27 protein-coding genes and 3 tRNA genes are annotated in these 24,904 nt (G+C 58.2%); 12 read left to right on the top strand and 18 right to left on the bottom strand.

Going from position 1 to position 24,904, the window contains the following annotated elements:
• Window position 1: 1 nt before the first annotated feature.
• A complete protein-coding gene (locus tag CE636_RS04260; protein WP_017899533.1) occupies window positions 2–517 on the bottom strand; it encodes a hypothetical protein in 516 nt (171 codons plus the stop codon).
• A 156-nt stretch (window positions 518–673) separates the two neighbouring features.
• On the opposite strand from CE636_RS04260, the gene CE636_RS04255 reads away from it, so the two are divergent.
• Window positions 674–1,558: a LysR substrate-binding domain-containing protein gene (locus tag CE636_RS04255; protein ID WP_017899532.1), complete on the top strand. Its 885-nt coding sequence runs from the start codon at window positions 674–676 to the stop codon at window positions 1,556–1,558.
• A 1-nt stretch (window position 1,559) separates the two neighbouring features.
• Here CE636_RS04255 and CE636_RS04250 read toward each other — a convergent pair whose 3' ends face one another.
• Window positions 1,560–2,480 carry an AraC family transcriptional regulator gene (locus tag CE636_RS04250; RefSeq protein ID WP_017899531.1) on the bottom strand — a complete coding sequence of 307 codons (921 nt, stop codon included), beginning with the start codon at window positions 2,478–2,480 and terminating at the stop codon, window positions 1,560–1,562.
• Between the two features lie 98 nt (window positions 2,481–2,578).
• Between CE636_RS04250 and CE636_RS04245 the strand changes: the two genes are divergently transcribed.
• Window positions 2,579–3,331 (top strand): SDR family oxidoreductase, encoded by a 753-nt coding sequence (locus CE636_RS04245; protein ID WP_017899530.1) that lies wholly within the window; start codon window positions 2,579–2,581, stop codon window positions 3,329–3,331.
• A gap of 121 nt (window positions 3,332–3,452) precedes the next feature.
• On the opposite strand, the gene CE636_RS04240 is transcribed toward CE636_RS04245, so the two are convergent.
• The 3 genes from CE636_RS04240 to CE636_RS04230 all read right to left on the bottom strand — a co-directional run bounded on the left by CE636_RS04240 (window position 3,453) and on the right by CE636_RS04230 (window position 3,691).
• Window positions 3,453–3,529: transfer RNA gene (locus tag CE636_RS04240), tRNA-Val, on the bottom strand.
• Between the two features lie 4 nt (window positions 3,530–3,533).
• A tRNA-Val gene (locus CE636_RS04235) sits at window positions 3,534–3,610 on the bottom strand.
• A gap of 4 nt (window positions 3,611–3,614) precedes the next feature.
• Window positions 3,615–3,691: transfer RNA gene (locus tag CE636_RS04230), tRNA-Val, on the bottom strand.
• Window positions 3,692–3,944: 253 nt separating this feature from the next.
• On the opposite strand from CE636_RS04230, the gene CE636_RS04225 reads away from it, so the two are divergent.
• Window positions 3,945–4,523: a TIGR00730 family Rossman fold protein gene (locus CE636_RS04225; protein WP_017899529.1), complete on the top strand. Its 579-nt coding sequence runs from the start codon at window positions 3,945–3,947 to the stop codon at window positions 4,521–4,523.
• A gap of 139 nt (window positions 4,524–4,662) precedes the next feature.
• Here CE636_RS04225 and asr read toward each other — a convergent pair whose 3' ends face one another.
• Together asr and mdtK are read right to left on the bottom strand one after the other, a co-directional pair.
• A complete protein-coding gene (asr, locus tag CE636_RS04220; protein WP_004202896.1) occupies window positions 4,663–5,013 on the bottom strand; it encodes an acid resistance repetitive basic protein Asr in 351 nt (116 codons plus the stop codon).
• A gap of 177 nt (window positions 5,014–5,190) precedes the next feature.
• Window positions 5,191–6,564 (bottom strand): MdtK family multidrug efflux MATE transporter, encoded by a 1,374-nt coding sequence (gene mdtK / locus CE636_RS04215; RefSeq protein ID WP_004202895.1) that lies wholly within the window; start codon window positions 6,562–6,564, stop codon window positions 5,191–5,193.
• Between the two features lie 229 nt (window positions 6,565–6,793).
• Between mdtK and CE636_RS04210 the strand changes: the two genes are divergently transcribed.
• A complete protein-coding gene (locus tag CE636_RS04210; RefSeq protein WP_004202894.1) occupies window positions 6,794–7,429 on the top strand; it encodes a riboflavin synthase in 636 nt (211 codons plus the stop codon).
• Between the two features lie 36 nt (window positions 7,430–7,465).
• Here the strand turns inward: CE636_RS04210 and cfa are convergent, their stop codons facing one another.
• Complete coding sequence (gene cfa / locus CE636_RS04205; RefSeq protein ID WP_017899527.1) at window positions 7,466–8,614, bottom strand: cyclopropane fatty acyl phospholipid synthase; 1,149 nt, start codon at window positions 8,612–8,614, stop codon at window positions 7,466–7,468.
• A gap of 294 nt (window positions 8,615–8,908) precedes the next feature.
• A complete protein-coding gene (gene punC / locus CE636_RS04200; protein ID WP_017899526.1) occupies window positions 8,909–10,090 on the bottom strand; it encodes a purine nucleoside transporter PunC in 1,182 nt (393 codons plus the stop codon).
• Between the two features lie 112 nt (window positions 10,091–10,202).
• Here punC and punR point away from each other — a divergent pair, with 112 nt between their 5' ends.
• Window positions 10,203–11,114: a DNA-binding transcriptional activator PunR gene (gene punR / locus CE636_RS04195; RefSeq protein WP_004202889.1), complete on the top strand. Its 912-nt coding sequence runs from the start codon at window positions 10,203–10,205 to the stop codon at window positions 11,112–11,114.
• An 18-nt stretch (window positions 11,115–11,132) separates the two neighbouring features.
• On the opposite strand, the gene purR is transcribed toward punR, so the two are convergent.
• Window positions 11,133–12,158 carry an HTH-type transcriptional repressor PurR gene (purR, locus tag CE636_RS04190; RefSeq protein ID WP_004202888.1) on the bottom strand — a complete coding sequence of 342 codons (1,026 nt, stop codon included), beginning with the start codon at window positions 12,156–12,158 and terminating at the stop codon, window positions 11,133–11,135.
• A 292-nt stretch (window positions 12,159–12,450) separates the two neighbouring features.
• Here purR and CE636_RS04185 point away from each other — a divergent pair, with 292 nt between their 5' ends.
• Window positions 12,451–12,543: a YnhF family membrane protein gene (locus CE636_RS04185; protein WP_002907776.1), complete on the top strand. Its 93-nt coding sequence runs from the start codon at window positions 12,451–12,453 to the stop codon at window positions 12,541–12,543.
• A 167-nt stretch (window positions 12,544–12,710) separates the two neighbouring features.
• A complete protein-coding gene (locus CE636_RS04180) occupies window positions 12,711–13,880 on the top strand; it encodes an MFS transporter (RefSeq protein ID WP_017899525.1) in 1,170 nt (389 codons plus the stop codon).
• A 59-nt stretch (window positions 13,881–13,939) separates the two neighbouring features.
• Here the strand turns inward: CE636_RS04180 and sodB are convergent, their stop codons facing one another.
• Window positions 13,940–14,521 (bottom strand): superoxide dismutase [Fe], encoded by a 582-nt coding sequence (sodB, locus tag CE636_RS04175; protein WP_004202885.1) that lies wholly within the window; start codon window positions 14,519–14,521, stop codon window positions 13,940–13,942.
• Window positions 14,522–15,002: 481 nt separating this feature from the next.
• Between sodB and CE636_RS04170 the strand changes: the two genes are divergently transcribed.
• Window positions 15,003–15,488 (top strand): helix-turn-helix domain-containing protein, encoded by a 486-nt coding sequence (locus tag CE636_RS04170; protein ID WP_017899524.1) that lies wholly within the window; start codon window positions 15,003–15,005, stop codon window positions 15,486–15,488.
• On the opposite strand, the gene CE636_RS04165 is transcribed toward CE636_RS04170, so the two are convergent.
• Window positions 15,443–16,315 carry a C40 family peptidase gene (locus CE636_RS04165; protein ID WP_004189707.1) on the bottom strand — a complete coding sequence of 291 codons (873 nt, stop codon included), beginning with the start codon at window positions 16,313–16,315 and terminating at the stop codon, window positions 15,443–15,445. The two genes, CE636_RS04170 and CE636_RS04165, sit on opposite strands and share 46 nt — an antisense overlap.
• Window positions 16,316–16,655: 340 nt before the next feature.
• Between CE636_RS04165 and CE636_RS04160 the strand changes: the two genes are divergently transcribed.
• On the top strand, window positions 16,656–17,003 hold the full coding sequence (locus tag CE636_RS04160; RefSeq protein WP_002907768.1) for a Grx4 family monothiol glutaredoxin: 348 nt from the start codon (window positions 16,656–16,658) through the stop codon (window positions 17,001–17,003).
• 47 nt (window positions 17,004–17,050) lie between these two features.
• On the opposite strand, the gene rnt is transcribed toward CE636_RS04160, so the two are convergent.
• The 4 genes from rnt to CE636_RS04140 all read right to left on the bottom strand — a co-directional run bounded on the left by rnt (window position 17,051) and on the right by CE636_RS04140 (window position 20,072).
• Entirely contained in the window at window positions 17,051–17,698 is a 648-nt protein-coding gene (gene rnt, locus CE636_RS04155; RefSeq protein WP_017901096.1) for a ribonuclease T, read from the bottom strand.
• A gap of 137 nt (window positions 17,699–17,835) precedes the next feature.
• Window positions 17,836–18,243 (bottom strand): lactoylglutathione lyase, encoded by a 408-nt coding sequence (gene gloA / locus CE636_RS04150; protein ID WP_004202879.1) that lies wholly within the window; start codon window positions 18,241–18,243, stop codon window positions 17,836–17,838.
• Window positions 18,244–18,321: 78 nt separating this feature from the next.
• On the bottom strand, window positions 18,322–19,419 hold the full coding sequence (locus tag CE636_RS04145; protein WP_017901095.1) for an alkene reductase: 1,098 nt from the start codon (window positions 19,417–19,419) through the stop codon (window positions 18,322–18,324).
• Between the two features lie 53 nt (window positions 19,420–19,472).
• Entirely contained in the window at window positions 19,473–20,072 is a 600-nt protein-coding gene (locus CE636_RS04140; protein ID WP_004202876.1) for a TetR/AcrR family transcriptional regulator, read from the bottom strand.
• A 139-nt stretch (window positions 20,073–20,211) separates the two neighbouring features.
• On the opposite strand from CE636_RS04140, the gene CE636_RS04135 reads away from it, so the two are divergent.
• From CE636_RS04135 to sodC, 3 genes are all read left to right on the top strand, one after another.
• Window positions 20,212–20,454, top strand: a complete 243-nt coding sequence (locus CE636_RS04135; protein WP_017901094.1) for a DUF1289 domain-containing protein — start codon at window positions 20,212–20,214, stop codon at window positions 20,452–20,454.
• 48 nt (window positions 20,455–20,502) lie between these two features.
• Window positions 20,503–21,399: an aldo/keto reductase gene (locus CE636_RS04130; protein WP_017901093.1), complete on the top strand. Its 897-nt coding sequence runs from the start codon at window positions 20,503–20,505 to the stop codon at window positions 21,397–21,399.
• 69 nt (window positions 21,400–21,468) lie between these two features.
• Window positions 21,469–21,990 carry a superoxide dismutase [Cu-Zn] SodC gene (gene sodC / locus CE636_RS04125; protein WP_017901092.1) on the top strand — a complete coding sequence of 174 codons (522 nt, stop codon included), beginning with the start codon at window positions 21,469–21,471 and terminating at the stop codon, window positions 21,988–21,990.
• On the opposite strand, the gene CE636_RS04120 is transcribed toward sodC, so the two are convergent.
• Together CE636_RS04120 and CE636_RS04115 are read right to left on the bottom strand one after the other, a co-directional pair.
• Window positions 21,983–24,007, bottom strand: a complete 2,025-nt coding sequence (locus CE636_RS04120) for an FUSC family protein (RefSeq protein ID WP_004202870.1) — start codon at window positions 24,005–24,007, stop codon at window positions 21,983–21,985. The genes sodC and CE636_RS04120 overlap by 8 nt on opposite strands.
• Window positions 24,007–24,903, bottom strand: a complete 897-nt coding sequence (locus tag CE636_RS04115; RefSeq protein WP_017901091.1) for an HlyD family secretion protein — start codon at window positions 24,901–24,903, stop codon at window positions 24,007–24,009. The genes CE636_RS04120 and CE636_RS04115 overlap by 1 nt, the downstream gene beginning before the upstream one ends.
• Window position 24,904 lies beyond the last annotated feature (1 nt).

Raw genomic sequence — 24,904 nt, 5'->3', positions numbered from 1 at the left:
CTCACGCTTGCTCCGCCGGGTGACGCAACCTGGCGGTAATGGGCTGATAGATAAAGACCGCGGCAGAGTTGACCCGGTGATGCAGGTCGTCACGCGGGACGATGGCGGCATAGCGGGTATGCCGGGTGGCCAGACCCCCGGGCTGCAGGACGATCGGCGCAGCGACGGGCAGGGCTTCCGCGGTATCGCTCAGCAGCAGCACCTCGTCAGGAGCCACCTCCCGCAGCGCGTGAGTCGTGAGATAGAGGTGGCGATGCCAGTCGGCGATCGCCGATTGCCAGCGGGCAAAATGACCCCCACCATTGCGGCGATAGGCGTCGCTGTCGAGGACGGCGGCATCGCGGATATCGTGTAGGGCCAGGTAGCGAGGGCAGCCCTCGCTGAACGCGCAGAAGCGCTGGGAGGCATGAAAACCGGGCACCGAGACCAGCGCCGGCAATTTTTCCCGATTGTAAAAGGTATTCCACGCCGCTTCGCTTTGCGGGTCGGTGTAGGCGCATTCGACGACATAGAGCATAGTGACCTCGAGAGACAGATGATTCAGCGCATAACGCGCTTTAGTGAGTTTTCCTCATCCTATCCGGCAATAATGGCGCTGAAAAACGATGTTTATTCATCACTCAGTGATATTCTGTCACTGAATTTCAATGGGCCCGCACAAGGAGCATTGGCTATGCGTCGTAAAATCCCCAGCAGCGCTGCGCTACTGGCCTTTGAGGCCGCCGCCCGCCACGGCAACTTTGCCCGCGCGGCGGCGGAGCTCGCGTTAACGGAAGGGGCCATCAGCCGGCAGATCGCCCGTCTGGAAGCGCTCCTCGACAGCAAACTATTTGACAGGATCGGGAGCCGGGTACGGCTCAATCCGGCCGGCGCCCGCTATGCCAGACAGGTCCGCGAGATCCTCAGCAGGCTGGAGCGGGAAACCCACGACGTCAGCGGGATGCCCGCCGATGGCAGCAGTCTCGAGATCGCCGTGCTCCCCACCTTCGCCAGCCGCTGGCTCATCCCCCGGCTCGGGCAGTTCACGGCGCAGCATCCGCATATCGTGGTCAATATCGCCGCCCGCAGCGACCCCTTTATTCTGCCGGGCAGCGGATTTGATGCGGCCATCCATTTTGATCACCCGGCGTGGACCGGAATGGATGTAACGTTTTTATTTGCGGAGTATCTGCTGCCGGTCTGTCATGCCGCGCTGCTGACGGATGACGATCTCCCGGGGCTGCTGAACCGGCTGCCGCGCATTCATCGGCGGCAAAACCCGGACGCCTGGCTGCACTATGCCCGCGAGTGCGGTCTGGCGCTGGATAACCCGGCGCAGGGGCCGCGCTATGATCTGCATGAGATGGCAATCGCTGCGGTACTCAGCCAGCAGGGCGTGGCCCTGGTGCCGAAGATGTATGTGGAGAGCGAACTGCGCAGCGGGACGCTGGTCGCCCCATGGCCGGGCTTGCCGACGCTGGCCAAGCGCTTTTGCCTGATCAAACCCGGCGGCGGCGAGGGGGAGCCGGCGCTGCAGGTGTTTGAGCGCTGGCTGCAGACGACGATTGCGGCAGGTTAACTTATGGCGGGCCTTGGGGGCACTGCGCCGCCCGCTGGCGGGCATATTTGCCCGGCGATATCCCGGCATATCGGGTAAAGGCCACGCTGAACGCGCTGGTCGAGCCATAGCCGAGGCGCTCGGCGATATCCGTTATGCTGATGCCCGTCTCGCCCAGCCACTGCATGGCCAGGGTCATGCGCCAGCTCAACAAATAGCCCATCGGGGTCATTCCGGTCAGGCCGGTAAAGCGTTCAAATAACGTCGAGCGAGACAGCGCGCAGTCGGCGGCCAGGGCGTTGACGGTCCAGCGTCTGGCGGGGGCCTGATGTAGCAGGCGGATTGCCTGGGCGACCCGCGGGTCGCTCAGGCCGCGCATCAGTCCGGGGGTGGCGAGCGTTCCGCAGGATCGGATGGCCTCGATAAACAGCAGCTCAACCATCCGCGCCAGAACGAAAGATTTGCCTGCGCGATCCGCCTGGGCTTCCTCTTTCAGCAGCCCGACAAAGGTGGCCAGCCGCGGCTGGTTGCGAACCACCACTAAGGCGGGCAGCAGGGAGGTTAGCAGGCTGGCGTTATCCGAATCGGCAGCGCAGTGGCCAATCAGCGCCTGCATCTCCGCTGGCTGGTCGAGAGCTCCCAGGCGAAAGTGTTCCGCCGCAAGCTTCACCGGGGTGGTCTCCAGCGCCGGTGAAGGCGGCGGGGTCAGGCTGGTTAACGCGAAGCGGTACGCCGCCGGGATCAACATAAAATCCCCGGCGCGCAGGATCTGCGGTTCATGCTGGTCTATTTCCAGCCGACAGCCGCCTTCCAGTACCACGCCGTAGAACGACATTCCCTGGTCTGAACGTTTAACGCGCCATTCTCCCGCCCCCTCAATGGTTTTGGTCAGCACCGCTCTGAGATTGAGCATCGCTATGATTTCCGCCAGCGGGTCGCTCATTTCCGGACTCCTGCTAAAGAATAATGGATTATTGACCCTATATCGTCCGGAGCGGGCTGTCTATGATGAAAAGGAAGAAACCAATCGGAGACAGAGATATGCAAACGATTATGATCACCGGCTGTTCATCGGGTTTTGGTCTGGAGACGGCGCGTTATTTTCTTGAACAGGGCTGGAAGGTTATCGCCACGATGCGGGTTCCGCGCGAGGATCTGTTGCCGGCCAGCGACCGTCTGCGGCTGGTGCGTCTTGACGTCACCTCAGCGCAGAGTATCGCCGAGGCGATTGCCGAGGCCAGAGAGATTGACGTTCTGGTCAATAACGCCGGAGTGGGGATGCTCAATGCCCTGGAGGGGGCGTCGCACGAGGCGATAGCGAACCTGTTTGCCACCAACACGCTTGGGACTATCGCCATGACCCAGGCGGTACTTCCCCGGTTCAGAGCGCGCCGTAGCGGGACGATCATTAATATCACCTCGGCGGTCACCCTGCAGCCGATGCCCCTGCTGGCGGTCTATACCGCGAGTAAAGCGGCGGTGAATGCCTTCACGGAGTCGCTGGCGCTGGAGCTGCGGCCCTTTAATATTCGCGTCGGTGTGATCCTGCCGGGACGCGCTCCCCAGACCCGCTTCGGGGAAAACGCGCGTCGAACGATGGGCCAGCTCCCGGAGAGCTATGCGCCGCTCGGCCAGCAGATCCTCGACAGCATCCAGGATAACGCCAGCGTGACGCAGGCTGTCGATGTGGCTCAGGCCGTCTGGCGGATGGTGAACGATCCTCAAGCCCCTTCGCGGTTGCCGGCAGGGGAGGATGCCCTGGCGATGGCGCAGGCTATTCATAGTCGCGAATAATCGGGTTTCGCTTTGTCGCTGGCAGGGTTCGATGACGTTCAGGCTGGAAGCGCAGAAGGCGTGCGTTTTCCGGTCACGATGCAGCAGGCTAATGTTGAGAGGGAATGATACGAAACGAGATTGGTGCGTCTGAATGGACTCGAACCATCGACCCCCACCATGTCAAGGTGGTGCTCTAACCAACTGAGCTACAGACGCATTATGGTGCGTTTAATTGGACTCGAACCAACGACCCCCACCATGTCAAGGTGGTGCTCTAACCAACTGAGCTATAAACGCATAATGGTGCGTTCGATTGGACTCGAACCAACGACCCCCACCATGTCAAGGTGGTGCTCTAACCAACTGAGCTACGAACGCAATGTTGTGGTGACAACGGGGACGCATATTAGCGGCAGGCAGGGGATGTGGCAAGAGGTAAACGTCACTTTTCTTGTACATTGTATGCGATTGCGGATCTTTTACCCACTCCGGCGATATTTTACTGAACCACAAGGATATTTCTTCGCCAGCAGGCGCCTCGCCTCTCTTTTCTTTGCCGGTCTCACCCTGCGCGTAAGGGTTGCCGTTGTGTTAAATTATCGCCCACCAGAAGAGAGGAGTAATAAGGAAGATGAAATCGATTGGTATTTTCTGCGGTTCTTCAGCTGGCGAACATCCGCTGTATCTCGAAACTGCCCGACGGGTTGGCCACATGCTTGCGCAGCAGGGACTGGCTGTTGTCTATGGCGGCGGCAAAGTTGGCTTGATGGGGGCGGTTGCCGATGCGGCGCTGGAGGCCGGGGGCACGGTCATCGGCGTAATGCCGCGCGGCCTGGTGGAGCGGGAAATTGCCCACCGCGGGTTGACGGAGCTGCATGTGGTGGAGGATATGCACGAACGGAAAACCAAAATGGCGGCGCTGGCCGACGGCTTTATTGCTCTGCCGGGCGGAGCGGGGACGCTTGAAGAGATTTTCGAACAGTGGACCTGGGCGCAGTTGGGCATCCATGAAAAACCGTGCGCATTCCTGAATATCAAGGGGTATTACGATCCGCTGCAGGCGATGGTCAATAACATGGTACGGGAAGGATTTATGCACTCGCGCTACGCGGAGATGCTGCCGTTTGCTGCTTCACCAGAGGAGATTATCGCCGGTTTCCGCGACTATACGCCGCCGGCCCGTAAATGGGTTCAGCAGCCCGCTATTTAAACATCAAGCGAAGGGTAAACAGCGCGCAGACGATGAGCATAACCAACAGCAATTCGAAGCGATAGCGTTGCAGCATGATGTCCTCCTGAAAAAAAACCGGCGCTATTCAGCGCCGGTTTATTACCTTAACGCCTGACCGTTATGCCGCCGGTTGTACCGCCGGTTTGGCTGCGTGGTGCGCCGCTTTATGGTGCTTCTTCGCCGCCTGGGCTTTCTGCGCTGCTTCCGGTTTCGCCGCGGCTTTGTGATGCTTCTTCGCTGCCTGGGCTTTCTGCGCTACGGCCGGTTTTGTCGCCGCTTTATGGTGTTTCTTCGCTGCCTGGGCTTTCTGTTCGGCTGCCGGTTTCGCCGCCGCTTTGTGATGTTTCTTGTGGTGAACGGTGGTGTGGCTGGCTGCGGTAGCCGGGGTGGTGGTCGCGGCGTCGGCTGCGAAAGCCACAGATGACAGACCCATAGCAGCGGCAACAACCAGAGCTAATACTTTTTTCATGCTGAAATCCTCGAATTGGTTTCCTGAGTAACCCCACTGCGGGGCTGTTGGCTACACTATATGCATCTCCGGGGCGCTCATCAGTGAGTCTTTGGTGTCGGGGAGTAACGGAATGTACAACGTCGGAACATAACTGAAGAAAGAAAAAGCCCGCCAGGGTGGCGGGCTTTGGCAGGATTAGCGCGCGGCGCGCTGTAAGATGATGCTGGAGGGCTGGCGCTGCAGAAAACGCATCCGCAGCATCATCATAATAGCGGCGGAGGTCAGGCCGATGATAAATCCGCACCAGAAGCCGGCGGGCCCCATGCGGGGGACAATCACGTCGGTCAGCGCCAGCAGGTAGCCGCTGGGTAAACCCAGCACCCAGTACGCGGTAAAGGTGATAAAAAAGATAGACCGCGTATCTTTATAGCCGCGCAGGATACCGCTGCCGATCACCTGAATAGAGTCCGAGATCTGGTAGACCGCCGCCAGCAGCATCAGATGCGAGGCCAGCATCACCACCTCCGGGTTATCGTTGTACAGCAGGGCAATTTGCTTGCGCATCAGCACGGTAAAGATAGCGGTAAACACCGCCAGGCAGACGCCCACGCCCACACCCGTACGGGCGGAAACCTGGGCATCGATCGTTGAGCCCTGGCCGAGGCGGAAGCCGACGCGAATGGTGACCGCGGCCGCCAGCGACAACGGCAGAACGAACATCAGCGAGCTGAAGTTCAGCGCAATCTGGTGGCCGGCGACGTCAATGATCCCGAGCGGCGAGACCAGCAGCGCGACGACGGCAAACAGGGTCACTTCGAAGAATAGCGCCAGGGCGATGGGTAGCCCCAGCTGCACCAGCCGCAGCAGGACGGCGAAATCGGGGCCGCTGAAGCCCTCGGCGCAGCGGATATCGCGCATCGAACGCGACCGGCGCACCCACCACAGCATGCTGGCAAACATCACCCAGTAAACGGAGGCGGTCGCCACGCCGCAGCCGACGCCGCCCAGCTCTGGCATGCCGAAATGGCCATAGATAAAGATGTAGTTCACCGGAATGTTGACCAGTAAACCGATAAAGCCCATGACCATTCCGGGCTTGGTTTTTGCCAGCCCTTCACACTGGTTACGGGCGACCTGGAAGAACAGATAGCCCGGCGCCCCCCACAGCAGCGCGCGCAGATAGCCAACCGCTTTCTCCGCCAGCAGCGGATCAATGTTATGCATGGAGCTGATGATATACCCGGCATTCCACAGCACGACCATGATCAGCACCGAGACCAGCCCCGCCAGCCAGAAGCCCTGACGCACCTGCGGCGCGATACGCTCACGCCGCCCGGAGCCATTAAGCTGCGCCACCACCGGGGTCAGCGCCAGCAGCAGCCCATGGCCGAAGAGAATGGCCGGCAGCCAGATGGAGGTTCCGATGGCCACCGCGGCCATATCGGTGGCGCTGTAGCCGCCCGCCATCACGGTATCGACAAAACCCATCGCCGTCTGCGCTACCTGCGCAAGAATGACGGGTATAGCCAGAGCTAATAACTGACGCGCTTCAATGAAATACTTCTGCACGTGAACACCTTTGTATTGTTGTTATTTTGAGACTAAAAAAGCCGCCGTAACTGGCAGCAAGGGGATAAAAATGAGGAAATTCCAGTCTATTGTAGCGAGGATTAGCCATTAAGCCAGTGAAAAAAGAGTCGAGGCACGAAGCGCGCTGGCAACCGCTCAGCCCTCCTGTTATTGTTCCCGATAGCGAAAACGGTAATGATACCGTCATGATTTTCAACAGGAGCCAAACATGTTTACTGGTATTGTTCAGGGAACCGCGAAAGTGGTCTCCATTGATGATAAACCCAATTTTCGCACCCACGTGGTGGAGCTGCCGGCGCATATGCTGGAGGGGCTCGAAACCGGGGCATCGGTAGCCAACAACGGTTGCTGTCTGACGGTGACCGACATCAATGGCGCGCGCATCAGCTTTGATCTCATGAAAGAGACGCTGCGGATTACCAATCTCGGCGATATTCAGGTCGGGGATGAAGTTAACGTCGAGCGGGCGGCGAAATTCAGTGATGAAATCGGCGGGCATTTGATGTCCGGCCATATTATGACCACCGCGGAAATCGTGAAGATCCTCACTTCCGAAAATAACCGTCAGATCTGGTTTAAAGTACAGGACCCGACGCTGATGAAATATATCCTTTATAAAGGATTCATCGGTATCGATGGCATCAGCCTGACGGTAGGTGAGGTGACGGCAACCCGATTCTGCGTGCATCTTATTCCGGAGACGCTGCAGCGGACCACGCTGGGGGCGAAAAAGCTGGGCGACCGCGTCAATATCGAGATCGACCCGCAAACCCAGGCGGTTGTCGATACGGTCGAACGCGTGCTGGCGGCGAAAGAGATGGCGGCAAAGGTCAGTGAAGCCTGAAAAAAAATCCCCCGCCGGTGAGCGGGGGACTGTGTTTTAACGGGCGACGCGCAGTCCGTGTTCAACCCCGCGCGAGAACACCACCTGCCAGAGCTGAATGTCGCGGGCGCGGAAGGCGCCGGCGCAGGCGTTCAGGTAATAAGTGAACATGCGTTTGAAACGCTCTGAATAGTTATCGGCAATTTCCGGCCAGCTGGCGAGGAAACGCTCATACCAGGCCATCAGGGTGGTGTCGTAATCGGCGCCGAAGTTGTGCCAGTCTTCCATCACAAAGTGCTTCTCGCTGGCATCGGCGATCTGCCGTACCGACGGCAGGCAGCCGTTGGGGAAGATATATTTATTGATCCACGGGTCAACGTTATGGTCGGTGACTTTGGAACCGATGGTGTGCAGTAAGAAGCGGCCGTTGGGTTTTAAATTACGATCGGCGACCTCAAAGTAGGTGGCGTAATTTTTGGGACCCACATGCTCGAACATGCCGACGGAGACAATGCGGTCGAAGCTGTCGTGCAGATCGCGATAATCCTGAAGACGAATCTCTACGTCAAGGCCATCGCAGCGCGCCTGGGCCATCTTTTGCTGTTCGGCGGAGATGGTCACGCCGACAACGCTCACCTGGTAATTTCGCGCCATATATTCGGCAAGACCGCCCCAGCCGCAGCCGATATCCAACACTCGCATGCCTGGCTCGAGCTCCAGCTTACGGCAGATGAGATCCAGCTTATCCTGCTGCGCGGCTTCGAGGGTCTGCGCCTCTTTCCAGTAACCGCAGGAATATTGCATGTAGGGATCCAACATCCGGCTGAAAAGATCGTTGCCGAGGTCATAGTGCTCTTTGCCGACAATCCAGGCGCGTTTTTTACTTTGCAGGTTAAACAGGCGAGCGCCTGCGATGCGGAGTGTGTCTTTGAAATGATGAGGGAGTTGTTTTTCCAGCCCGGCGCGGAGCACTTTATGGAAGAATATATCCAGACGCTCGCAGTCCCACCAGCCGTCCATATAGCTTTCGCCTAAACCCAGCGACCCCTCCTGCAATACGCGTTTAAAAAAAAGAGGGTTTTTAATCCGCAGGTCTGACGGCGCGGAGCCGTTGATTTCAATTCCCGCACGGCCCAACAATTCAGCTGCAATCCGGTACCAGTCATCATTTGGTACACTTACTTCTTCTATACACGATGAACTCATAGCTTCTCCATCACGCCCAAGTGATCAGAACCTTAAAACAGCGTAGACGCTTTTTTGGCTTTGTGAGAAATCTCACGGATAATCCGTGAAGTCGCTATCCGACGTAGAACAGAGGAAGGGAGATAACCCTTGCCGAAAGGCCTTCCATGGTGAAACGGAGGCATCCTGCATCCGTTAATCTGTTAAATATTTTTTATTTATGTGAACCCGGATCCAGTATAGGACGCTAAGTACTGGCTTTCAATAAAAATATCTTAGCGTGCTAATCACTGGTCCGGGCTCTGGCGACGGGCGTCAGGCGTGGGAAGAGTGGGCCGCCAGCTCTGGCGTCTGCTGCAGTCGATAACCCACTCCGGCTAACAAAATAGAGACCAGCATCACGCTGGTGGTGGTCAGCAGCGGCGTGGCGATCAGCGCGGAGACTAACAGGCTGGTCAGGAAGCACAGGCCAAGCTGGAGCGTGTTCTGCAGCGCCGCCGCGCGGCCGGTTGCCTGCGGGAAAGGCTTCAGCGCCTGAGCGACCACGATAGGGTAGATCCCGCCGTTAACTACCGCCATCAGGCAGAACGGGATCATTAACGCCACCAGCGAGGCATGCGTTTGCAGACCCACCAGCCAGGTGGCGGCGACGCTGACGGCGAAGATCACTAACAGCCACGGGAGCATCTGTTGTCCGGACCATTTTTGCAGCAGCGCGCGACAGCCATAACCGCCCACCAGAAAAGCGATGGTCTGCGGGATATAGCTCAACCCGATAGCGGTTGGGCCGTAGCCCATCTCATGAAGGATAAACGGCGAACCGGTAAGCCAGGCGAAGAAGCTGGCGGAACAGGCGGCGTAGATCAGGACGTTGCCGCTGTATTCCCGGGAGCGCAGCAGCGCGAGAAAAGTGATTTTCTTTTCAGTCACAGTGGCCGACTTAGCGGCGGCTTTCAGGCGCAGGGCAGGCAGCATCAGCAGCAGGGTGATGGCAAACAAGGTGGCGAAGATGGCCTGCCACTCGAAATGCACCAGCAGCCAGCTGCCCAGCAGCGGGGCCAGCGCAGGCGACAGCCCTACCAGCGGCATAATGGTGGCGAAGATGCGGTTGGTGCGCTGGGCGGGATAGTAATCGGTCACCATCGCCTGCCAGGTGACCGCCGCGGCGCAGACGCCAATCGCCTGCAGAAAGCGCAGCGCCAGCATCAGAGTGGCGTTCTGCACCCACAGCATCCCCAGGCAGCCGACCGCGAAAATCGTCAGGCCGCTCAGCAGCACCGGTTTGCGCCCGTAGCGGTCCGACAGCGGCCCCCAGAACAGCTGGCCCAGCGCGAAGCCGGCCAGGAACAGGCTCAGGCTGGCGCTAATGGATGCGGCGGAGGTGTTGAGATCCTGCTGCATGGCGGCAAATGCCGGCAGGTACATATCGGTGGCCAGAAAGCCCAGCACGCTCAGACCGGCCAGCCAGACTAAAAATCCTTTCCCAGGTTGTGACATAACGTTCTCTTTTTTGGAGTACAGGTACGATGCCGCAGAGTGTAGGGAGTGCATGGTGGCTTGTGAAACGCTAATATTTGTCACATGCATTCAAAAATTTTGCAGGCAGAAAATGTGGTCTGAATACTCTCTGGAAGTGGTTGATGCCGTCGCCCGTAACGGCAGCTTCAGCGCGGCGGCGCAGGAGCTGCACCGGGTGCCTTCCGCCGTCAGCTATACCGTGCGTCAGCTCGAAGAGTGGCTGGCCGTCCCCTTGTTTGAGCGCCGTCATCGTGACGTGGAGCTGACCCCTGCAGGGGTCTGGTTTTTACAGGAAGGGCGCTCTGTTATCAAAAAAATGCAGATCACCCGCCAGCAGTGCCAGCAAATCGCTAATGGCTGGCGCGGGCAGTTGTCAATCGCGGTGGACGATATCGTGAAACCCGCGCGGATGCGCCAGATGATCGTGGATTTCTATCGCCATTTTCCCGACGTCGAACTGATCGTTTTCCAGGAAGTGTTCAACGGCGTTTGGGATGCGCTGGCCGACGGCCGCGTGGAGCTGGCGATTGGCGCAACGCGCTCTATTCCTGTCGGGGGGCGCTACGCGTTCCGCGATATGGGGATGCTGAGCTGGGACTGCGTGGTGGCGAGCGATCATCCGCTGGCGAAGATGGCGGGTCCGCTGAGCGATGATGTCCTGCGCAACTGGCCGTCGCTGGTGCGGGAGGATACCTCGCGTTCATTGCCAAAAAGGACAACGTGGCTGCTGGATAACCAGAAGAGGGTAGTGGTCCCCGACTGGGAATCGTCAGCCACCTGTCTGTCGGCAGGGCTCTGCGTCGGCATGGTGCCAAGCCATTTCGCCCGGCCATGGGTGGATCGCGGCGAGTGGACCGCGCTGGCGCTGGAAAATCCGTTTCCGGATGCGGCCTGCTGTCTGACCTGGCAGCAGAATGATGCTTCACCGGCGTTAAACTGGATGCTGGACTACCTGGGGGACAGCGACACGTTGAATCGGGAGTGGCTGCGGGCGCCGGAGTGATCCGCGCCCGCCAATGCTTTAGCGACGATAGTCGACAAACGGGCCATCCGCCACCGAGCGGCGTTCGACCAGCCGAGGGTGCACTTCGATAGACTGCGACTCTTCGCGCTTGTTGACGATACGATCCAACAACATATTGAACGCGGCTTCGCCCAGCGAATCTTTCGGCTGATGAATGGTGGTTAACGCCGGGCTGAAATAGCGGGCGTTGCGCACATTATCATAACCGATCAGCGAAATGTCCTGTGGCACGCGCAGCCCCATTTCATCCGCGGCGCAGATGGCGCCCATCGCCATAATGTCGCCGCCGCAGAAGACCGCCGTTGGACGGTGCTGCTGGCTGAGGATCTGCTGCATGGCGCGGTAGCCGGACTCCGGCTCGAAGTCGCCCTGTACAATCCAGTTTTCCGGCACGCTGATATGCGCCTCTTTCATCGCCTGCATGAAGCCGGCCAGTCGCCCCGCGCCGGTGTTGCGCTCCAGCGGGCCCGGGATCACGCCGATTTCGCGGTGACCGCGTTCAATCAGGTAACGTCCGGCGATATACCCGCCCTGGAAGGCGTTATCGATCACCGCATCGGTAAAGTCGGCTTTGGCTTCGCCCCAGTCCATCACCACCATCGGAATATGGCGGTACTCTTCCAGCATGCTCAGGACGGAATCCGGATATTCCGAACACATCACCAGCAGACCGTCGACGCGTTTTTGCGCCATCATCGATAGATAGGCACGCTGTTTTTCCGGGTCGTTCCAGGCGTTGCCGAGGATCAGAGTATAGCCTTTCTGGAAACAGCTCTTTTCCACGGACTCAATGATTTCAGCGAAATAGGCGGCTTCGCTACTGGTCGCTAGCAGGCCAATCGATTTTGTATGATTGACTTTCAGGCTGCGGGCCACCGCGCTCGGCGAGTAGTGCAGCTCTTTAATCGCCGCCCATACCGCATTACGCGTCTCTTCGGCAACGAAACGGGTTTTGTTAATTACATGTGACACAGTTGTAGTGGAAACGTTTGCGCGCTTCGCTACATCTTTAATAGTTGCCATTACATCTCACTCCATGCCTTGACCTGATCGCCTGATCATCGATACGTAAACGTTTGCCTACACACACCCTGAATACAATTTTCAACATTGCATCACGTCGGGAAAACGACACAGAACGACAGGAAGGGGTCAATGGCCGATACGCTTTTAAATTAGCGTGGGATTTTGTCCGATCTTGGGGCAAAGTGGAAGAGCAAAAATGTGCATCGCCCTAAATCCCGGAAGATTTTTGCGATTTTTTGTGCAAAAATGAGCAAGCTCACTTTTGGTGTGGGGATAACAAGAGGGAAAAATGATGGATACCAATTTAAAGTTTTCGCTGATCACCACGATTATTGCTCTCGGCGTGATCGTCGCATTCAGCCTGACCGCCATACTGCACTAATGCTCCAATGAGGGAGGAGCGCGGCTTCCTCCCCGTATCCCGCCATTATTATCAATTCTGCAAAAATCTTTTGTCATTTCGTTCACTTTTGTTTTTTTGTGATTGATGTCATGCTTTTGGCTTCTGATGTTATGCCGTCCCTCCCGACGGTCTGATGGAGTCATTGAATGAAAATCAACTTTCCTTTACTCGCGCTGGCGATCGGCGCCTTTGGCATCGGTACCACCGAGTTCTCCCCAATGGGATTGCTGCCGGTGATTGCCAAAGGCGTGGACGTTTCAATACCGGTGGCGGGAATGCTGATCAGTGCATATGCCATCGGCGTCATGGTCGGTGCGCCGCTGATGACTCTGCTGCTGTCGCATCGCGCCCGACGCAATACGCTGATTTTTCTGATGGGGATCTTCACCGTCGGCAACCTGCTGTCATCCATTGCGCCGGATTACACTACGCTGCTGCTGTCGCGCATTATTACCAGCCTCAACCACGGCGCCTTTTTTGGCCTGGGGTCGGTGGTGGCGGCCAGCGTGGTGCCCAGGCACAAGCAGGCCAGCGCGGTGGCCACCATGTTTATGGGCCTCACCATCGCTAATATCGGCGGCGTGCCTGCCGCGACCTGGCTTGGGGAAACCATCGGCTGGCGGATGTCCTTCCTCGCCACCGCGGGGTTAGGCCTGCTGGCAATGGTGAGCCTGTGGTTCTCCCTGCCGAAGGGCAGTGCGGGCGAGCGGCCGGATGTCAAACAAGAGCTTTCGGTCCTGTTACGGCCGCAGGTGCTCTCAGCCTTGCTGACCACCGTGCTGGGCGCCGGGGCGATGTTTACGCTGTATACCTACATTTCGCCGGTCCTAAATACGCTGACCCATGCTTCATCGTTGTTTATTACCGCGATGCTGGTGCTGATTGGGGTTGGTTTTTCGCTGGGCAACTATCTGGGTGGCAAATTCGCCGACCGGTCGGTCTCCGGCACGCTGAAAGGCTTTCTGCTAGTGCTGATGGCGATCATGCTGGCGATCCCGCTGCTGGCGCAATCCCAGGCGGGTGCGGCCATCAGTATGATCGTCTGGGGCGCAGCCACCTTTGCGGTGGTGCCGCCGCTGCAGATGCGAGTGATGCGCGTGGCGCATGAGGCGCCGGGGCTCTCATCTTCGGTGAATATTGGGGCGTTCAACCTTGGCAACGCGCTGGGCGCCGCCGCAGGCGGGGCGGTGATCTCCGGCGGACTGGGATACGCTTTTGTGCCGGTGATGGGCGCGATCATTGCCGGTCTGGCGCTGCTGCTGGTCTGGTTTAGCGGCCGAGCGCAGCCGGAAGAGGCCTTTGCCAGTCAGTCATAAACGGGTGGGAAAGCGCTAAAAAAAACCGCAGCCGGGGGGACCCAGCTGCGGTTTGTCGTTTATGCGGCCAGGTTAGCGGCAACAAACTTCCAGTTAACCAGCGCCCAGAAGTGATCCAGATAGCTTGGACGGGCGTTGCGGTAGTCGATGTAGTAAGCGTGTTCCCAGACGTCAACGGTCAGCAGCGGCTTGGCGTCGGTGGTCAGCGGGGTACCGGCGTTGCTGGTGGAGACAATAGCCAGGCTGCCGTCGGCATTTTTGACCAGCCAGGTCCAGCCAGCGCCAAAGTTTTTCGCCGCGGCGTCGGTAAATTTGGCCTTAAACTCAGCGAAGCTGCCGAAGGATTTGGCAATAGCGGCAGCCAGCTCGCCTTCCGGTTCGCCGCCGGCGTTCGGTGCCAGGCAGTTCCAGTAGAAGGTGTGGTTCCAGACCTGCGCCGCGTTATTGAAAACACCGCCTTCAGAGGTGCGCACGATCTCTTCGAGCGACTTCCCTTCGAATGCGGTGCCTTTGATCAGGTTGTTAAGGTTAGTGACATACGCCTGGTGGTGTTTACCGTAGTGGTATTCCAGGGTTTCTGCGGAAATGTGCGGCGCCAGGGCGTCTTTTGCATATGGTAATGCAGGTAATTCAAACGACATTGCTACTCTCCTTATAACTTTTTTGTTTTATCTCACATTGACAAGATGAGGTTTTCACCTGAATCGAGTGCTGACCGCCCGACGCTGTCGCGTCCCGGGCCTGTTATTGTATTGAGAATGTTAACATTTGCCGCAGGCAGTGAAAAGCCTTACAACGATAAAGGCTATTATCACAGGCGCAACTGCCGAAGGCTTAACCGTTTTCTGCGGAGCAGAGCGTTAAGACGCCCGTAGATGTTGCAAAAATGTATAAGTTAAAGGGGGCAGGGGCACGGGTCTCTCGCCGCGATGGTTCATTCCTCAGCTCGTCATTCGAAGATCCCTGCAGCGCAAGCGCCTGAGTGGAAATAAGCATTTTAAATCAATTAATTAATGATGCTATGCTTTCAGGTAATTGCCGCTATGCCAATAATTCATTGTCTATTTTTAAATTTGTATGACAAATATAGCCGCCGGCAGCAATTTCCACAGGATGGCTACGATGGCAAAAACAGATGAAGTGGTAAGCCCGAAAATGATCCCGGTAGTGCAGGGGATCGTTGAATGGATTGAAGCACATATTTTTGACACCCTGCCGGTGAGCGCGATAGCGAAAAAGTCCGGCTACTCGCACTGGTATTTCCAGCGGCAATTCGCCATGGTGACCGGCTGTACGCTGGCGAGCTACGTCAGCCGACGGAAGATGACCATCGCGACAATCTACTTAACGCAGACCGAGGCCTCGATGCAGAGTATTTCTCAACGTTTGGGGTACGACGGGCAGGCGGCATTCTGCCGCACCTTTCACCGTCACTTTGGCATGTCGCCCACCCGCTATCGTCGGGAAGCGCCGGTCACAGAGGCGAATATGCAGTTTCCCCTGACGGTAGGGGCGGAGAACGGGCAGGTGAAGAGGGCTGCCGCCGTAGCGGCAGACCGGGATCAGCGAATGGTTTTCGGGGTCATGACGCGCCGGGCACCGACGTAATGGCGAACCCAGTAATCTTCGCTCAGGGAGGTGATTTGTATATCGCGACCTGTGCGCGGTGACTGTATGAATTTCCCGTTGCCGACGTAAACGCCTACGTGGTCGGCAGTGCCGCGTCCGCGGGTGCGGAAGAAGACCAGGTCGCCGCTCTGCAGTTCGTCACGATCGACCGGACGCGCATCGCGCAGGTGGTACATTTCGTTGGCGGTACGCGGGATATGAATCTTGACCAGGTCTTTGTAGGCGTAATAGACCAGCCCGCTGCAGTCGAACCCGGTGCGCGGGGAGGTGCCGCCCCAGCGATATGGTTTACCCAGCTGGCCCATCAGTTTGTTCATGGCGGTACTCTGCGCTTTTTGCACCCGGACTTTATGCGCATCGGCGATCGTCAGATTCGCTTCGCTGGCCTCGGGTTTACAGCGCTTTTTATAGCCTTTACGCACCACGCATTTGCTTTTGACGCTGTTCAACGCCAGGGTCGGCTCGGCGCTGGCGGCCACCGTTTTCGCGCACTGCTTTTTATACCCTTTACGCAGCACGCATTTTTTCGTGGCGCCGACGGCCTGACGATGAAGCGCGGTTTGGCTTGCTGCGGTAGTACGGGTAGGGAGCCGGGTGCTCGAGGACTTTTTACTGGTGGTTTTAGCGGTGGTTTTACTTTTTTGACTGGTTGCTTTTTTCTTGCGCTCTGAGCCGCTTTTCGCGGGCAACGCCTTTGGCGAGGCGGAGGCGTGCGTATGCCCTGAAGCCTGAGCCAGTGGTGTGAATGAGATAGATGTGAACAGTAATGCACAGAGCGATATCGCGATTTTGTTTAGCCGCGCCACTGAGCAATCCCCTGATTAATTACAGACATGTACAAATGCCTGACGATGAATGACAAACCGGAACGATTCTAAAGCATAAAAACCCGGAAAGTTAATATTCTTTTGTATCAAAAATGTCGATTGGTTAACGATTGCAAGAAAACGCGTCAGACATTGACCGCCTCGCACAGAAAATGCGCAACGCGCGCCTGCCCGCGGCGTCAAAATGATATTTTTAAGGCAACTTCGCGCAACAGAAGATAAAATATGAATAGTGAAAAAAATGTTATTATCGGTCCTGCCCTCGGGACGCTACAATGACAAGTTACTGCCGTAGAAAGAAGTTTAAGGAAGCACGACAATGAGCTCGACTTTAGAAAAGATCCAACGCCAAATCGCTGAAAACCCGATCCTGCTGTACATGAAAGGTTCGCCGAAGCTGCCAAGCTGCGGTTTCTCCGCTCAGGCCGTTCAGGCGCTGTCCGCCTGTGGCGAACGTTTTGCTTACGTTGATATCCTGCAGAACCCGGATATCCGCGCTGAGCTGCCAAAATATGCCAACTGGCCGACCTTCCCGCAGCTGTGGGTGGACGGTGAACTGGTGGGCGGCTGCGATATCGTCATCGAAATGTACCAGCGCGGTGAACTGCAGCAGCTGATCAAAGAGACCGCGGCGAAATATCACACTGACGAGCCGAAAGCGGAATAATTCCCGCTGTCAGTAAAAAAGCGACTTCCTGGAAGTCGCTTTTTTTATCACTCCGGCGTCGCTGCCGGCAGCGGCCAGCCGCCCAGACGCTTCCAGCGGTTCACTATCTCGCAAAACAGCTGCGCCGTCTGCTCGGTATCGTAGAGGGCGGAATGGGCCTGCGCGCCGTCGAACGGCATGCCCGCGGCAATACAGGCTTTCGACAGCACCGTCTGGCCCAGCGCCAGCCCGCTCAGCGCGGCGGTGTCGAAGGTGACAAACGGATGGAACGGGTTGCGTTTTAGCCCCGCCCGTTCGGCGGCGGTCATGGTGAAGCTGTGGTCAAATGTGGCATTGTGCGCCACCATGATAGCCCGACTGCAGTCGCTCTCTTTCATCCCTTTGCGTACCATTTTGAAGATGGCATGCAGGGCATCGTATTCGCTAACGGCGCCGCGCTCTGGATCGTGCGGGTTAATCCCGTTAAAGGCCAGCGCTTCGGGCTGGAGATTGGCGCCCTCGAAAGGTTCAACATGGAAATGCAGCGTTTCATCGGGCATCAGCCAGCCATGCTCATCCATCTTCAACGTAATGGCGGCGATCTCCAGCAGGGCGTCGGTTTTGGCATTAAATCCTGCGGTTTCAACATCAATCACCACTGGATAAAAACCGCGGAAACGGTCGCACAGACCATTCAGTTGAGCGTTCTCGGACATCAGATTCTCTTAGCTGGTAAAAAGTAGCGCGCATTATGGCAAATTTTGCCACGGCTTGCAGCAGGCAGGGGTGAAAACAACGGGCGCCGCAGCGCCCGGGCGAGCGATGAAAATAAAGACGCTATGGTCGGGAGGGGTTAGTTGCCCAGCCCTTTGCCGGCGTCTTTCTCTTCAATCAGCTCAATTTTGTAACCGTCAGGATCTTCCACGAAGGCGATAACGGTGGTGCCGCCTTTTACCGGCCCGGCTTCACGGGTGACGTTGCCCCCGTTCTGGCGGATCCGCTCGCAGGCTTCGGCGGCGTTGTCGACGCTCAGCGCGATGTGACCGTAGGCGGTGCCCAGCTCATAGCTGTCCACGCCCCAGTTGTAGGTCAGTTCGATCACCGCGGTATCGCTCTCTTCGCCGTAGCCGACGAAGGCGAGGGAGTATTTGTACTCCGGGTTTTCGCTGGTGCGCAGCAGCTTCATGCCTAACACGTTGGTATAGAAGTCGATAGAACGTTGCAGGTCGCCAACGCGCAGCATGGTATGGAGTAAGCGCATAATGTCCCCTATGCAGTTTATTTGCTAGATCAGAGCGTTGAGTATAGCGGCGATACGTCGCCGCTATCAATGGAGGGATTACAGCGTAGGATAATCGGTGTAGCCTTCCGCGCCGCCGCCGTAGAAGGATTCCGGGCGCTGTGGGTTAAGCGCCGCTTTTTTCTGCAGGCGGGCCACCAGATCCGGGTTGGCGATGTAATCGCGGCCAAAGGCCACGGCATCAATCAGCCCTTTGTTGATCAGGTCGTTGGCTTTTTCAACGGTGTAGGCGCCAGCGCCAATGATCACGCCAGGGAAGCGGTCGCGAACTTTCTGACGGAAAGCTTCACTATACGGCTTGCCGCCCGCCCAGTCCGGCTCGGACATGTGCAGATAGGCGATACCGCGTTTCGCCAGCTCGCTAATCAGATACAGCGCGTCTTCTTCTTCATTCGGGCCATTATCCACATTCTGGAAGCTGCCAATCGGCGACACGCGGATGCCAATCCGGTCAGCGCTCCACTCTTTGCTCACGGCGTCGACCACTTCCAGCACCAGACGGGCGCGGTTTTCCACGCTGCCGCCATACTGGTCGGTACGCTGGTTCGCCGACGGCGAGAGGAACTGGTGCAGCAGATAGCCGTGGGCCGAGTGCAGTTCAACCAGATCGAAACCGGCGTCACGGGCATTGCCCACCGCCTGACGGAAATCATCGACGATCCCCGGGATCTCTTCGGTTTCCAGAGCGCGAGGCATCGAGGTGTCGACGCGGATGGCGTGGCCGTTTTCGTCGCGCAGCGAGGTGCGGGTGCCGGCGCTCAGCGCAGACGGCGCTACCGGTGCGGCGCCGCCGGGCTGCAGGCTGCTATGGGAAATTCGTCCGGTGTGCCACAGCTGCACGGCGATATGGCCGTTTTCCGCGTGAACGCCGGCGGTGATTTTCTGCCAGGCGGCAATCTGCTCCGGGCTGTGCAGCCCTGGCGCGCCGGCATAGCCTTTGGCCTGGCCGGAAATCTGCGTCGCTTCGGTGATGATCAGCCCGGCGCTGGCGCGCTGACGGTAGTATTCGCCCATCAGCGGGGTAGGGATATCGCCCGGCTCGATGCTGCGCAGACGCGTCAGTGGAGCCATAAATACGCGATTAGGGACGGTGACAGCACCGACTTTCAACGGGGTGAATAATTTTGATTCCGACATAATGACTCCTGAGTAGACCGGTCGTCTAGGAACTGATGAAATAAAAACGCCTGTTATACAGCAGGCGCCGCAATAATCTGTTTCGCGTGGGCAAGGGCGCTCTCCAGCGGCGTTGCGCTACGCGTTATTTTGGCCTGCAGGTTGGCGCCGAGCCACAGGGAATAGAGTACCTGCGACAGCGTCCTGGCCTCGCCGTCAAAGGTCAGACTGCCTTCCTGACGCCCTTTCTCCAGCGCGTCGCCCAGCAGGGCGATGATCTGGCTGGCGCCGTGGTCCATGGCGGTGCGCATGTCTTCCGACAGATCGCAAACCTCTGCCGACAGCTTGACGGTGAGACACCCGCTAATAATCCCCTGCTGGTAAAACTGATTCAGCGTGTGCTGATAGTAGGCCAGCAGCCGATCGCGATAGTTGCCCTCGCCATGGGCGAAGTGATCGACAAGGCGCTGCAGATATCCGGCGTAATGGTTTTCAAGCAAGGCGACGCCGAAGGCTTCTTTAGAGCGAAAGTAATGATAGAAAGAGCCCTTGGGCACTTCCGCCGTCTTCAGGAGTTCGCTCAAGCCCATGCCGGTAAAGCCGCGATGCATGCATAGCTGCTCGCCGGTGGCCAGGATATGTTCTCGGGTATCGCAATCGCTGTGTCTGTTCATGGCGCACACTGTAGTAGACCGATTGGTCTAATGCAAGACTTAGCGCAAAAATGTTAGCTGGCGCAGCACGGAGTGAACAAAATTTGCGTCGGCGCAGGGAAACGTCTTCAATGAAAGGAGATGAGGGGACAGGAGGCGTGTGGTGGCAGAGCAGTTAGAGTTTTTCCCGGTGCAGAGCCCGTGCCGGGGAATTTGTCAGACCGATGAGCGCGGCTACTGTCGCGGCTGTTTCCGTAGCCGTGAGGAGCGTTTTAACTGGCAAACGATGAGCGATGCGCAGAAACAGGAGGTATTGCGTCTGTGCCGTCAACGCCTGCTGCGCAAAATACGCGCGAACAGACCAGAGGCGGCGGAAGAACCGCAGCAACCCTCACTGTTTTAAGCCAAAAATTACGTATACTCAGAGCACTTTTTTATTGAGGAAGTGGTTATGGTTCAGCGTATTGCTATGGCTCCCCAGGGGCCGGAATTTTCGCGTTTTGTGATGGGCTACTGGCGTCTGATGGACTGGAAAATGTCGCCAGGCGAGCTGGTCGGCTTTATCGAACAGCATCTCGATTTAGGCATTACCACCGTCGATCACGCCGATATCTATGGCGATTACCAGTGTGAATCCGCCTTTGGTGAAGCCCTGAAGCTGGCGCCGCATCTGCGTAGCCGGATGGAGATTGTCAGCAAATGCGGCATTGCCACCCGGGCGCGCGCTGAAAACACCATCGGTCACTACATTACCGACCGGGACCACATCGTGCTCAGCGCCGAGCAATCGCTGCGCAACCTGGCAACGGACCATCTCGATCTGCTGCTGATCCACCGGCCGGATCCGCTGATGGACGCCGACGAGGTGGCTGAAGCCTTCCTCGCGCTGCACCACAGCGGCAAGGTACGTCATTTCGGCGTCTCGAACTTTACCCCTGCCCAGTTCACCCTTCTGCAGTCGCGCCTGCCGTTTACGCTTGCCACCAACCAGGTGGAGATCTCGCCGGTGCATCAGCCGTTGCTGCTTGACGGTACCCTCGACCAGCTGCAGCAGCTGCGTATTCGTCCGATGGCCTGGTCCTGCCTCGGCGGCGGCCGCCTGTTTAATGAAGAGGGCTTTCAGCCGCTGCGCGACGAGCTGGCCCAGGTGGCCCACGAGCTCAACGCCGACAGCATCGAGCAGGTGGTTTACGCCTGGGTGATGCGCCTGCCGTCGCAGCCGCTGCCGATTATCGGCTCGGGTAAAATTGAGCGCGTGCGCTCGGCGATTGTGGCCGAAAAACTGAGTATGACCCGCCAGCAGTGGTTCCGTATCCGCAAAGCCGCGCTCGGTTACGACGTGCCGTAACGGGCATTTCGCCTCCGGAAAGCAGTTCCTGGTTTACACTTAACAGAGAGACAGCCATCCGGAGGTGTTATGCAACGATGTATTCTCGCTATCCTTTCCCTCGCATTTTGCGCTGGCGCGCAGGCCGTCAGTGAAGATGTGCCACTTAATCTCGTGACCAGCCAGGGCGTTGGTCAATCCATCGGCAGTGTAAAAATCACCGAAACCGACCGCGGACTCGAATTTGCTCCTAATCTGCGGGCGTTACCGCCGGGCAAGCACGGCTTTCATATTCATGCTGAAGGCAGCTGCCAGCCGGCGATGAAAGAGGGCAAAGCCGTAGCCGCCGGAGCGGCGGGCGGACATTACGATCCGCAACATACCGGTAAACATGAAGGGCCGTTGGGCACCGGGCATCTTGGCGATCTACCGCTGCTGGTGGTCAACGACGCGGGTGTGGCTGACCAGCCGATTATCGCTCCGCGTCTGAAAACGCTGGCGGAAGTGAAAGGCAAAGCGCTGATGGTTCATGTCGGCGGCGATAATATGGCCGACAGTCCGCAGCCGCTGGGCGGCGGCGGCGAACGGTTTGCCTGCGGGGTGATTAAGTAATCTTTTCGCCAATCGTTCCGGCGACCGGAGCCTGTTCCAGCTGCGACAGCGCGCAATACAGCCGCCATATCGCGGCGGCCAGCTCCCGGGCCGCCGGCTGATGATGGTGGTTCAGAACTTCGCAGATCCGCAGCAGCTCCTGCAGCGTGGAGGCCAGCGGCCGCTGCTGCACGCCACGCTCGCTCATCACATCGCGCAGCAGGTTGATACACAGGTCGCGCACCTGGGCGAGAGGATCGGAGCGCGTTTCCCACTCGCGAAGCTGCCAGACCACGTGGGAGCAGTTCAGCAATACCACCCCCCAGCGCAGCAGCCAGCGGCGAGCCAGCGCATCCTGGCTCTGACTGAGCTGGCTGACATGGTGATATACCAGCGATTCAAATTCGTGCTCGCTGTGCTGGGGGTGGCGGCTGAGCTGATCGACAAAGTGACGCCGTAACGCTCTGATATGTCGTCGACCTTTACGGGCGTCCGAGCCGGGACTGAGCACCGCAAAGGCCAGCCATGCAAAGCCCACGCCGACAATCTTACTTAAATTGTCATTAAAAAAGGCCGCATAGTCGTAAACCGGTGGGTTGGTGACGGAGATAAACGAGCCCATAAAGACGATAAGCTGCCCCCACAGGCCGGCAAATTTTGGCCACTGCAGCTTGAGTAACTGCATGGTGGTCAGCAACGGGAACAGAAACAGCAAGAACTGCCACAGGTCGGTTATCTGCACCATCAGGCCAAATTTCACGACAAAACTGAACAGCGACAGCAGCACCAGGGTCTGCATCAGCAGCGTCAACGAACGAAACGGCGAGGCGGAAACCGAATAGAGCACGCAGCAAATGGAGGCCAGGGTCAGGGCCGCCGCGCAGCTGGTCCACTGGGTACTGATCCCCCACGCGCCAATCGCCACCAGCGCGCAAAAGGTACGGATGCCGTTGAGCAATGCCTCTGCCTGGTCGGTGTGGCGGGCCAGCGCGGGCGCGGAAGGGACATTGAACTCGGCGATCGCCGAGGCATTTTCAACCCGGCGGATCCAGCGGCTGCTTTCCAGATAAATGCGGCAGAAATAGCGTAACCGCGCCCAAAAGGCGAGGTGGCGGTAATCCGCGTCCGGCGGCGGCGCCAGCGGCGCCAGAATGCGGGCGACGTGATAGCTGTCAGCACTGGAGGTGGCGAGCTCCGCGAGCAACGATTCCAGCACCTGGCGGGTATTGGCCGGGGCGTCAGGCCAGTTCAGCAGCATACGCCGCAGACTGGAAATGACGCTGGTCATGCGGAGCTGCTGGTGCAGCAGGTAGTTCAGCAGGGGATTTTGCCGACGGAAGCGGTAGTGGCTCCAGAAGGCCTGGATGCGCAGCAGGTTCATGGTCAGGATCTGGCCAATTACGCTTTCATGGGCGGTGCGGATGGCATCCGTCGTTTCCGGGACCCACAGCAGACTGGCGTGCTCCAGCAGGCGGGCGTGCATGGTTTTCAGGGCCGTCAGCAGATTGCTGCCATCGGAGGTGCTGGGCAGGATCATCATCATCAACCCGCCGCACAAGATCCCAACGATGACTTCGCACACGCGCGACTGGGCAATCACCCATAGCTCGTAGCTGTCGCTGATATTAATCACCGGAAAGGCGATGATGGCGCAGGTATAGCCCGCCAGCTGAAAGGCGTAGGCCACGTTATTGGTGAACAAGGCGCAGGCCCAGGTGCACAGCGCCAGCCAGCCGGAGATACTGAACAGGAACAGCCAGGGATCGTTGAGCGTATGGCCCGCCAGCAGCAGGGCGGCGCAGGCGCCGAGAAGGCTGCCGGCAATGCGGCCAAAACTTTTACTGATCACCCCGCCGACGGTGGGAAAGCTGACCACCGCCGCGGAGGTCATCGCCCAGTAGGGCTCATCCAGATCCAGTGCGTAGGCGATGCTTAACGCGAGACACATGGCGATGCCGTTGCGTAGCGCGTATCGCCACTGCGGTCGGGTGGCTTTAACCCAGGGCAGCGTGCGCCATGACAGGGTCTGCAGATTCATCACTGTCCGCCGATCGAGACGGTGCAGGTGGTACCGGAGACCAGAGTGACATCGGCCGGCAACGTATCAAAGGCAATCCGCACCGGCACGCGCTGGGCGAGGCGGACCCAGGGGATATTCGGTTTGATATTGGCCACCAGCCCGGTTCCCTGTTCCACGCTCTGGTCGACAATCGCGCGACCGATGCTGGCGACATGCCCCTGCAGCGTCTGCTGATTGCTGTAGAGAATGATTTGCGCCGGATCGCCGATGCGAATATGGCGCAGTTTGGTCTCTTCAAAGTAGCCCAGCACGTAGAACGAATGGCTGTCCACCAGGGCAAAGACCGGATGGCCGGTGGTGGCGTAATCGCCGACCCGGGTGGAGAGGTTAGTCACCCAGCCGTCTACCGGCGCTTTGACGACCGTCTGGCTGAGCTGCCACTGCGCATGTTTCAGCGCCGCCTCGCTGACACCGACTCCCGCTCTGGCGGCCGCCAGGGTAGTGGTGGCGGTATTCAGGGCGGTATTGGCGTTTTCAAGGTCCTCAGCTGAGATGGCATTTTGCGACAGGTTTCTGCGACGGCGGGCTTCGCTGGCGGCTTTGCTTTGCTCCGCCTGCGCTTTCGCCACCTCAGCTTGCGCTTTCGCCAGCTGCGCCTGGGCGTTCAGCACCGCGATGCGGTAGGGGGTGTCGTCGAGGGTAAACAATACCTCACCGGCCTTGACCTGCTGGTTATCGGCCACGTTCAGCTGCAATATACTGCCGGAAACCTGAGGGGTGATCCCGACCTGCTCGGCGCGCACTTTACCGTCGCGGGTCCAGGGGGACTGAGTGTAGAAATTCCATAACAACCACGCGGCAACCAGAGCGATGGCCGCCACCAACAGTGTTGAAAGATATTTTAATTTTTTCATA

This window comes from Klebsiella sp. LY (genome assembly GCF_004010915.1).
Lineage (GTDB): Bacteria > Pseudomonadota > Gammaproteobacteria > Enterobacterales > Enterobacteriaceae > Klebsiella > Klebsiella quasipneumoniae.
Note: the sequence above shows the minus strand (reverse complement) of the source record. Positions and strands in the feature narration are given on the sequence as shown.

Excerpts from the sequence above, each read along its gene's own strand:
- CE636_RS04260 (WP_017899533.1), bottom strand. The coding sequence starts at position 517 with ATGCTCTATGTCGTCGAATGCGCCTACACCGACCCGCAAAGCGAAGCG.
- CE636_RS04255 (WP_017899532.1), top strand. The coding sequence starts at position 674 with ATGCGTCGTAAAATCCCCAGCAGCGCTGCGCTACTGGCCTTTGAGGCC.
- CE636_RS04250 (WP_017899531.1), bottom strand. The coding sequence starts at position 2,480 with ATGAGCGACCCGCTGGCGGAAATCATAGCGATGCTCAATCTCAGAGCG.
- CE636_RS04245 (WP_017899530.1), top strand. The coding sequence starts at position 2,579 with ATGCAAACGATTATGATCACCGGCTGTTCATCGGGTTTTGGTCTGGAG.
- CE636_RS04225 (WP_017899529.1), top strand. The coding sequence starts at position 3,945 with ATGAAATCGATTGGTATTTTCTGCGGTTCTTCAGCTGGCGAACATCCG.
- asr (WP_004202896.1), bottom strand. The coding sequence starts at position 5,013 with ATGAAAAAAGTATTAGCTCTGGTTGTTGCCGCTGCTATGGGTCTGTCA.
- CE636_RS04210 (WP_004202894.1), top strand. The coding sequence starts at position 6,794 with ATGTTTACTGGTATTGTTCAGGGAACCGCGAAAGTGGTCTCCATTGAT.
- cfa (WP_017899527.1), bottom strand. The coding sequence starts at position 8,614 with ATGAGTTCATCGTGTATAGAAGAAGTAAGTGTACCAAATGATGACTGG.
- punC (WP_017899526.1), bottom strand. The coding sequence starts at position 10,090 with ATGTCACAACCTGGGAAAGGATTTTTAGTCTGGCTGGCCGGTCTGAGC.
- punR (WP_004202889.1), top strand. The coding sequence starts at position 10,203 with ATGTGGTCTGAATACTCTCTGGAAGTGGTTGATGCCGTCGCCCGTAAC.
- purR (WP_004202888.1), bottom strand. The coding sequence starts at position 12,158 with ATGGCAACTATTAAAGATGTAGCGAAGCGCGCAAACGTTTCCACTACA.
- CE636_RS04185 (WP_002907776.1), top strand. The coding sequence starts at position 12,451 with ATGATGGATACCAATTTAAAGTTTTCGCTGATCACCACGATTATTGCT.
- CE636_RS04180 (WP_017899525.1), top strand. The coding sequence starts at position 12,711 with ATGAAAATCAACTTTCCTTTACTCGCGCTGGCGATCGGCGCCTTTGGC.
- sodB (WP_004202885.1), bottom strand. The coding sequence starts at position 14,521 with ATGTCGTTTGAATTACCTGCATTACCATATGCAAAAGACGCCCTGGCG.
- CE636_RS04170 (WP_017899524.1), top strand. The coding sequence starts at position 15,003 with ATGGCAAAAACAGATGAAGTGGTAAGCCCGAAAATGATCCCGGTAGTG.
- CE636_RS04160 (WP_002907768.1), top strand. The coding sequence starts at position 16,656 with ATGAGCTCGACTTTAGAAAAGATCCAACGCCAAATCGCTGAAAACCCG.
- rnt (WP_017901096.1), bottom strand. The coding sequence starts at position 17,698 with ATGTCCGAGAACGCTCAACTGAATGGTCTGTGCGACCGTTTCCGCGGT.
- gloA (WP_004202879.1), bottom strand. The coding sequence starts at position 18,243 with ATGCGCTTACTCCATACCATGCTGCGCGTTGGCGACCTGCAACGTTCT.
- CE636_RS04145 (WP_017901095.1), bottom strand. The coding sequence starts at position 19,419 with ATGTCGGAATCAAAATTATTCACCCCGTTGAAAGTCGGTGCTGTCACC.
- CE636_RS04140 (WP_004202876.1), bottom strand. The coding sequence starts at position 20,072 with ATGAACAGACACAGCGATTGCGATACCCGAGAACATATCCTGGCCACC.
- CE636_RS04130 (WP_017901093.1), top strand. The coding sequence starts at position 20,503 with ATGGTTCAGCGTATTGCTATGGCTCCCCAGGGGCCGGAATTTTCGCGT.
- sodC (WP_017901092.1), top strand. The coding sequence starts at position 21,469 with ATGCAACGATGTATTCTCGCTATCCTTTCCCTCGCATTTTGCGCTGGC.
- CE636_RS04120 (WP_004202870.1), bottom strand. The coding sequence starts at position 24,007 with ATGAATCTGCAGACCCTGTCATGGCGCACGCTGCCCTGGGTTAAAGCC.
- CE636_RS04115 (WP_017901091.1), bottom strand. The coding sequence starts at position 24,903 with ATGAAAAAATTAAAATATCTTTCAACACTGTTGGTGGCGGCCATCGCT.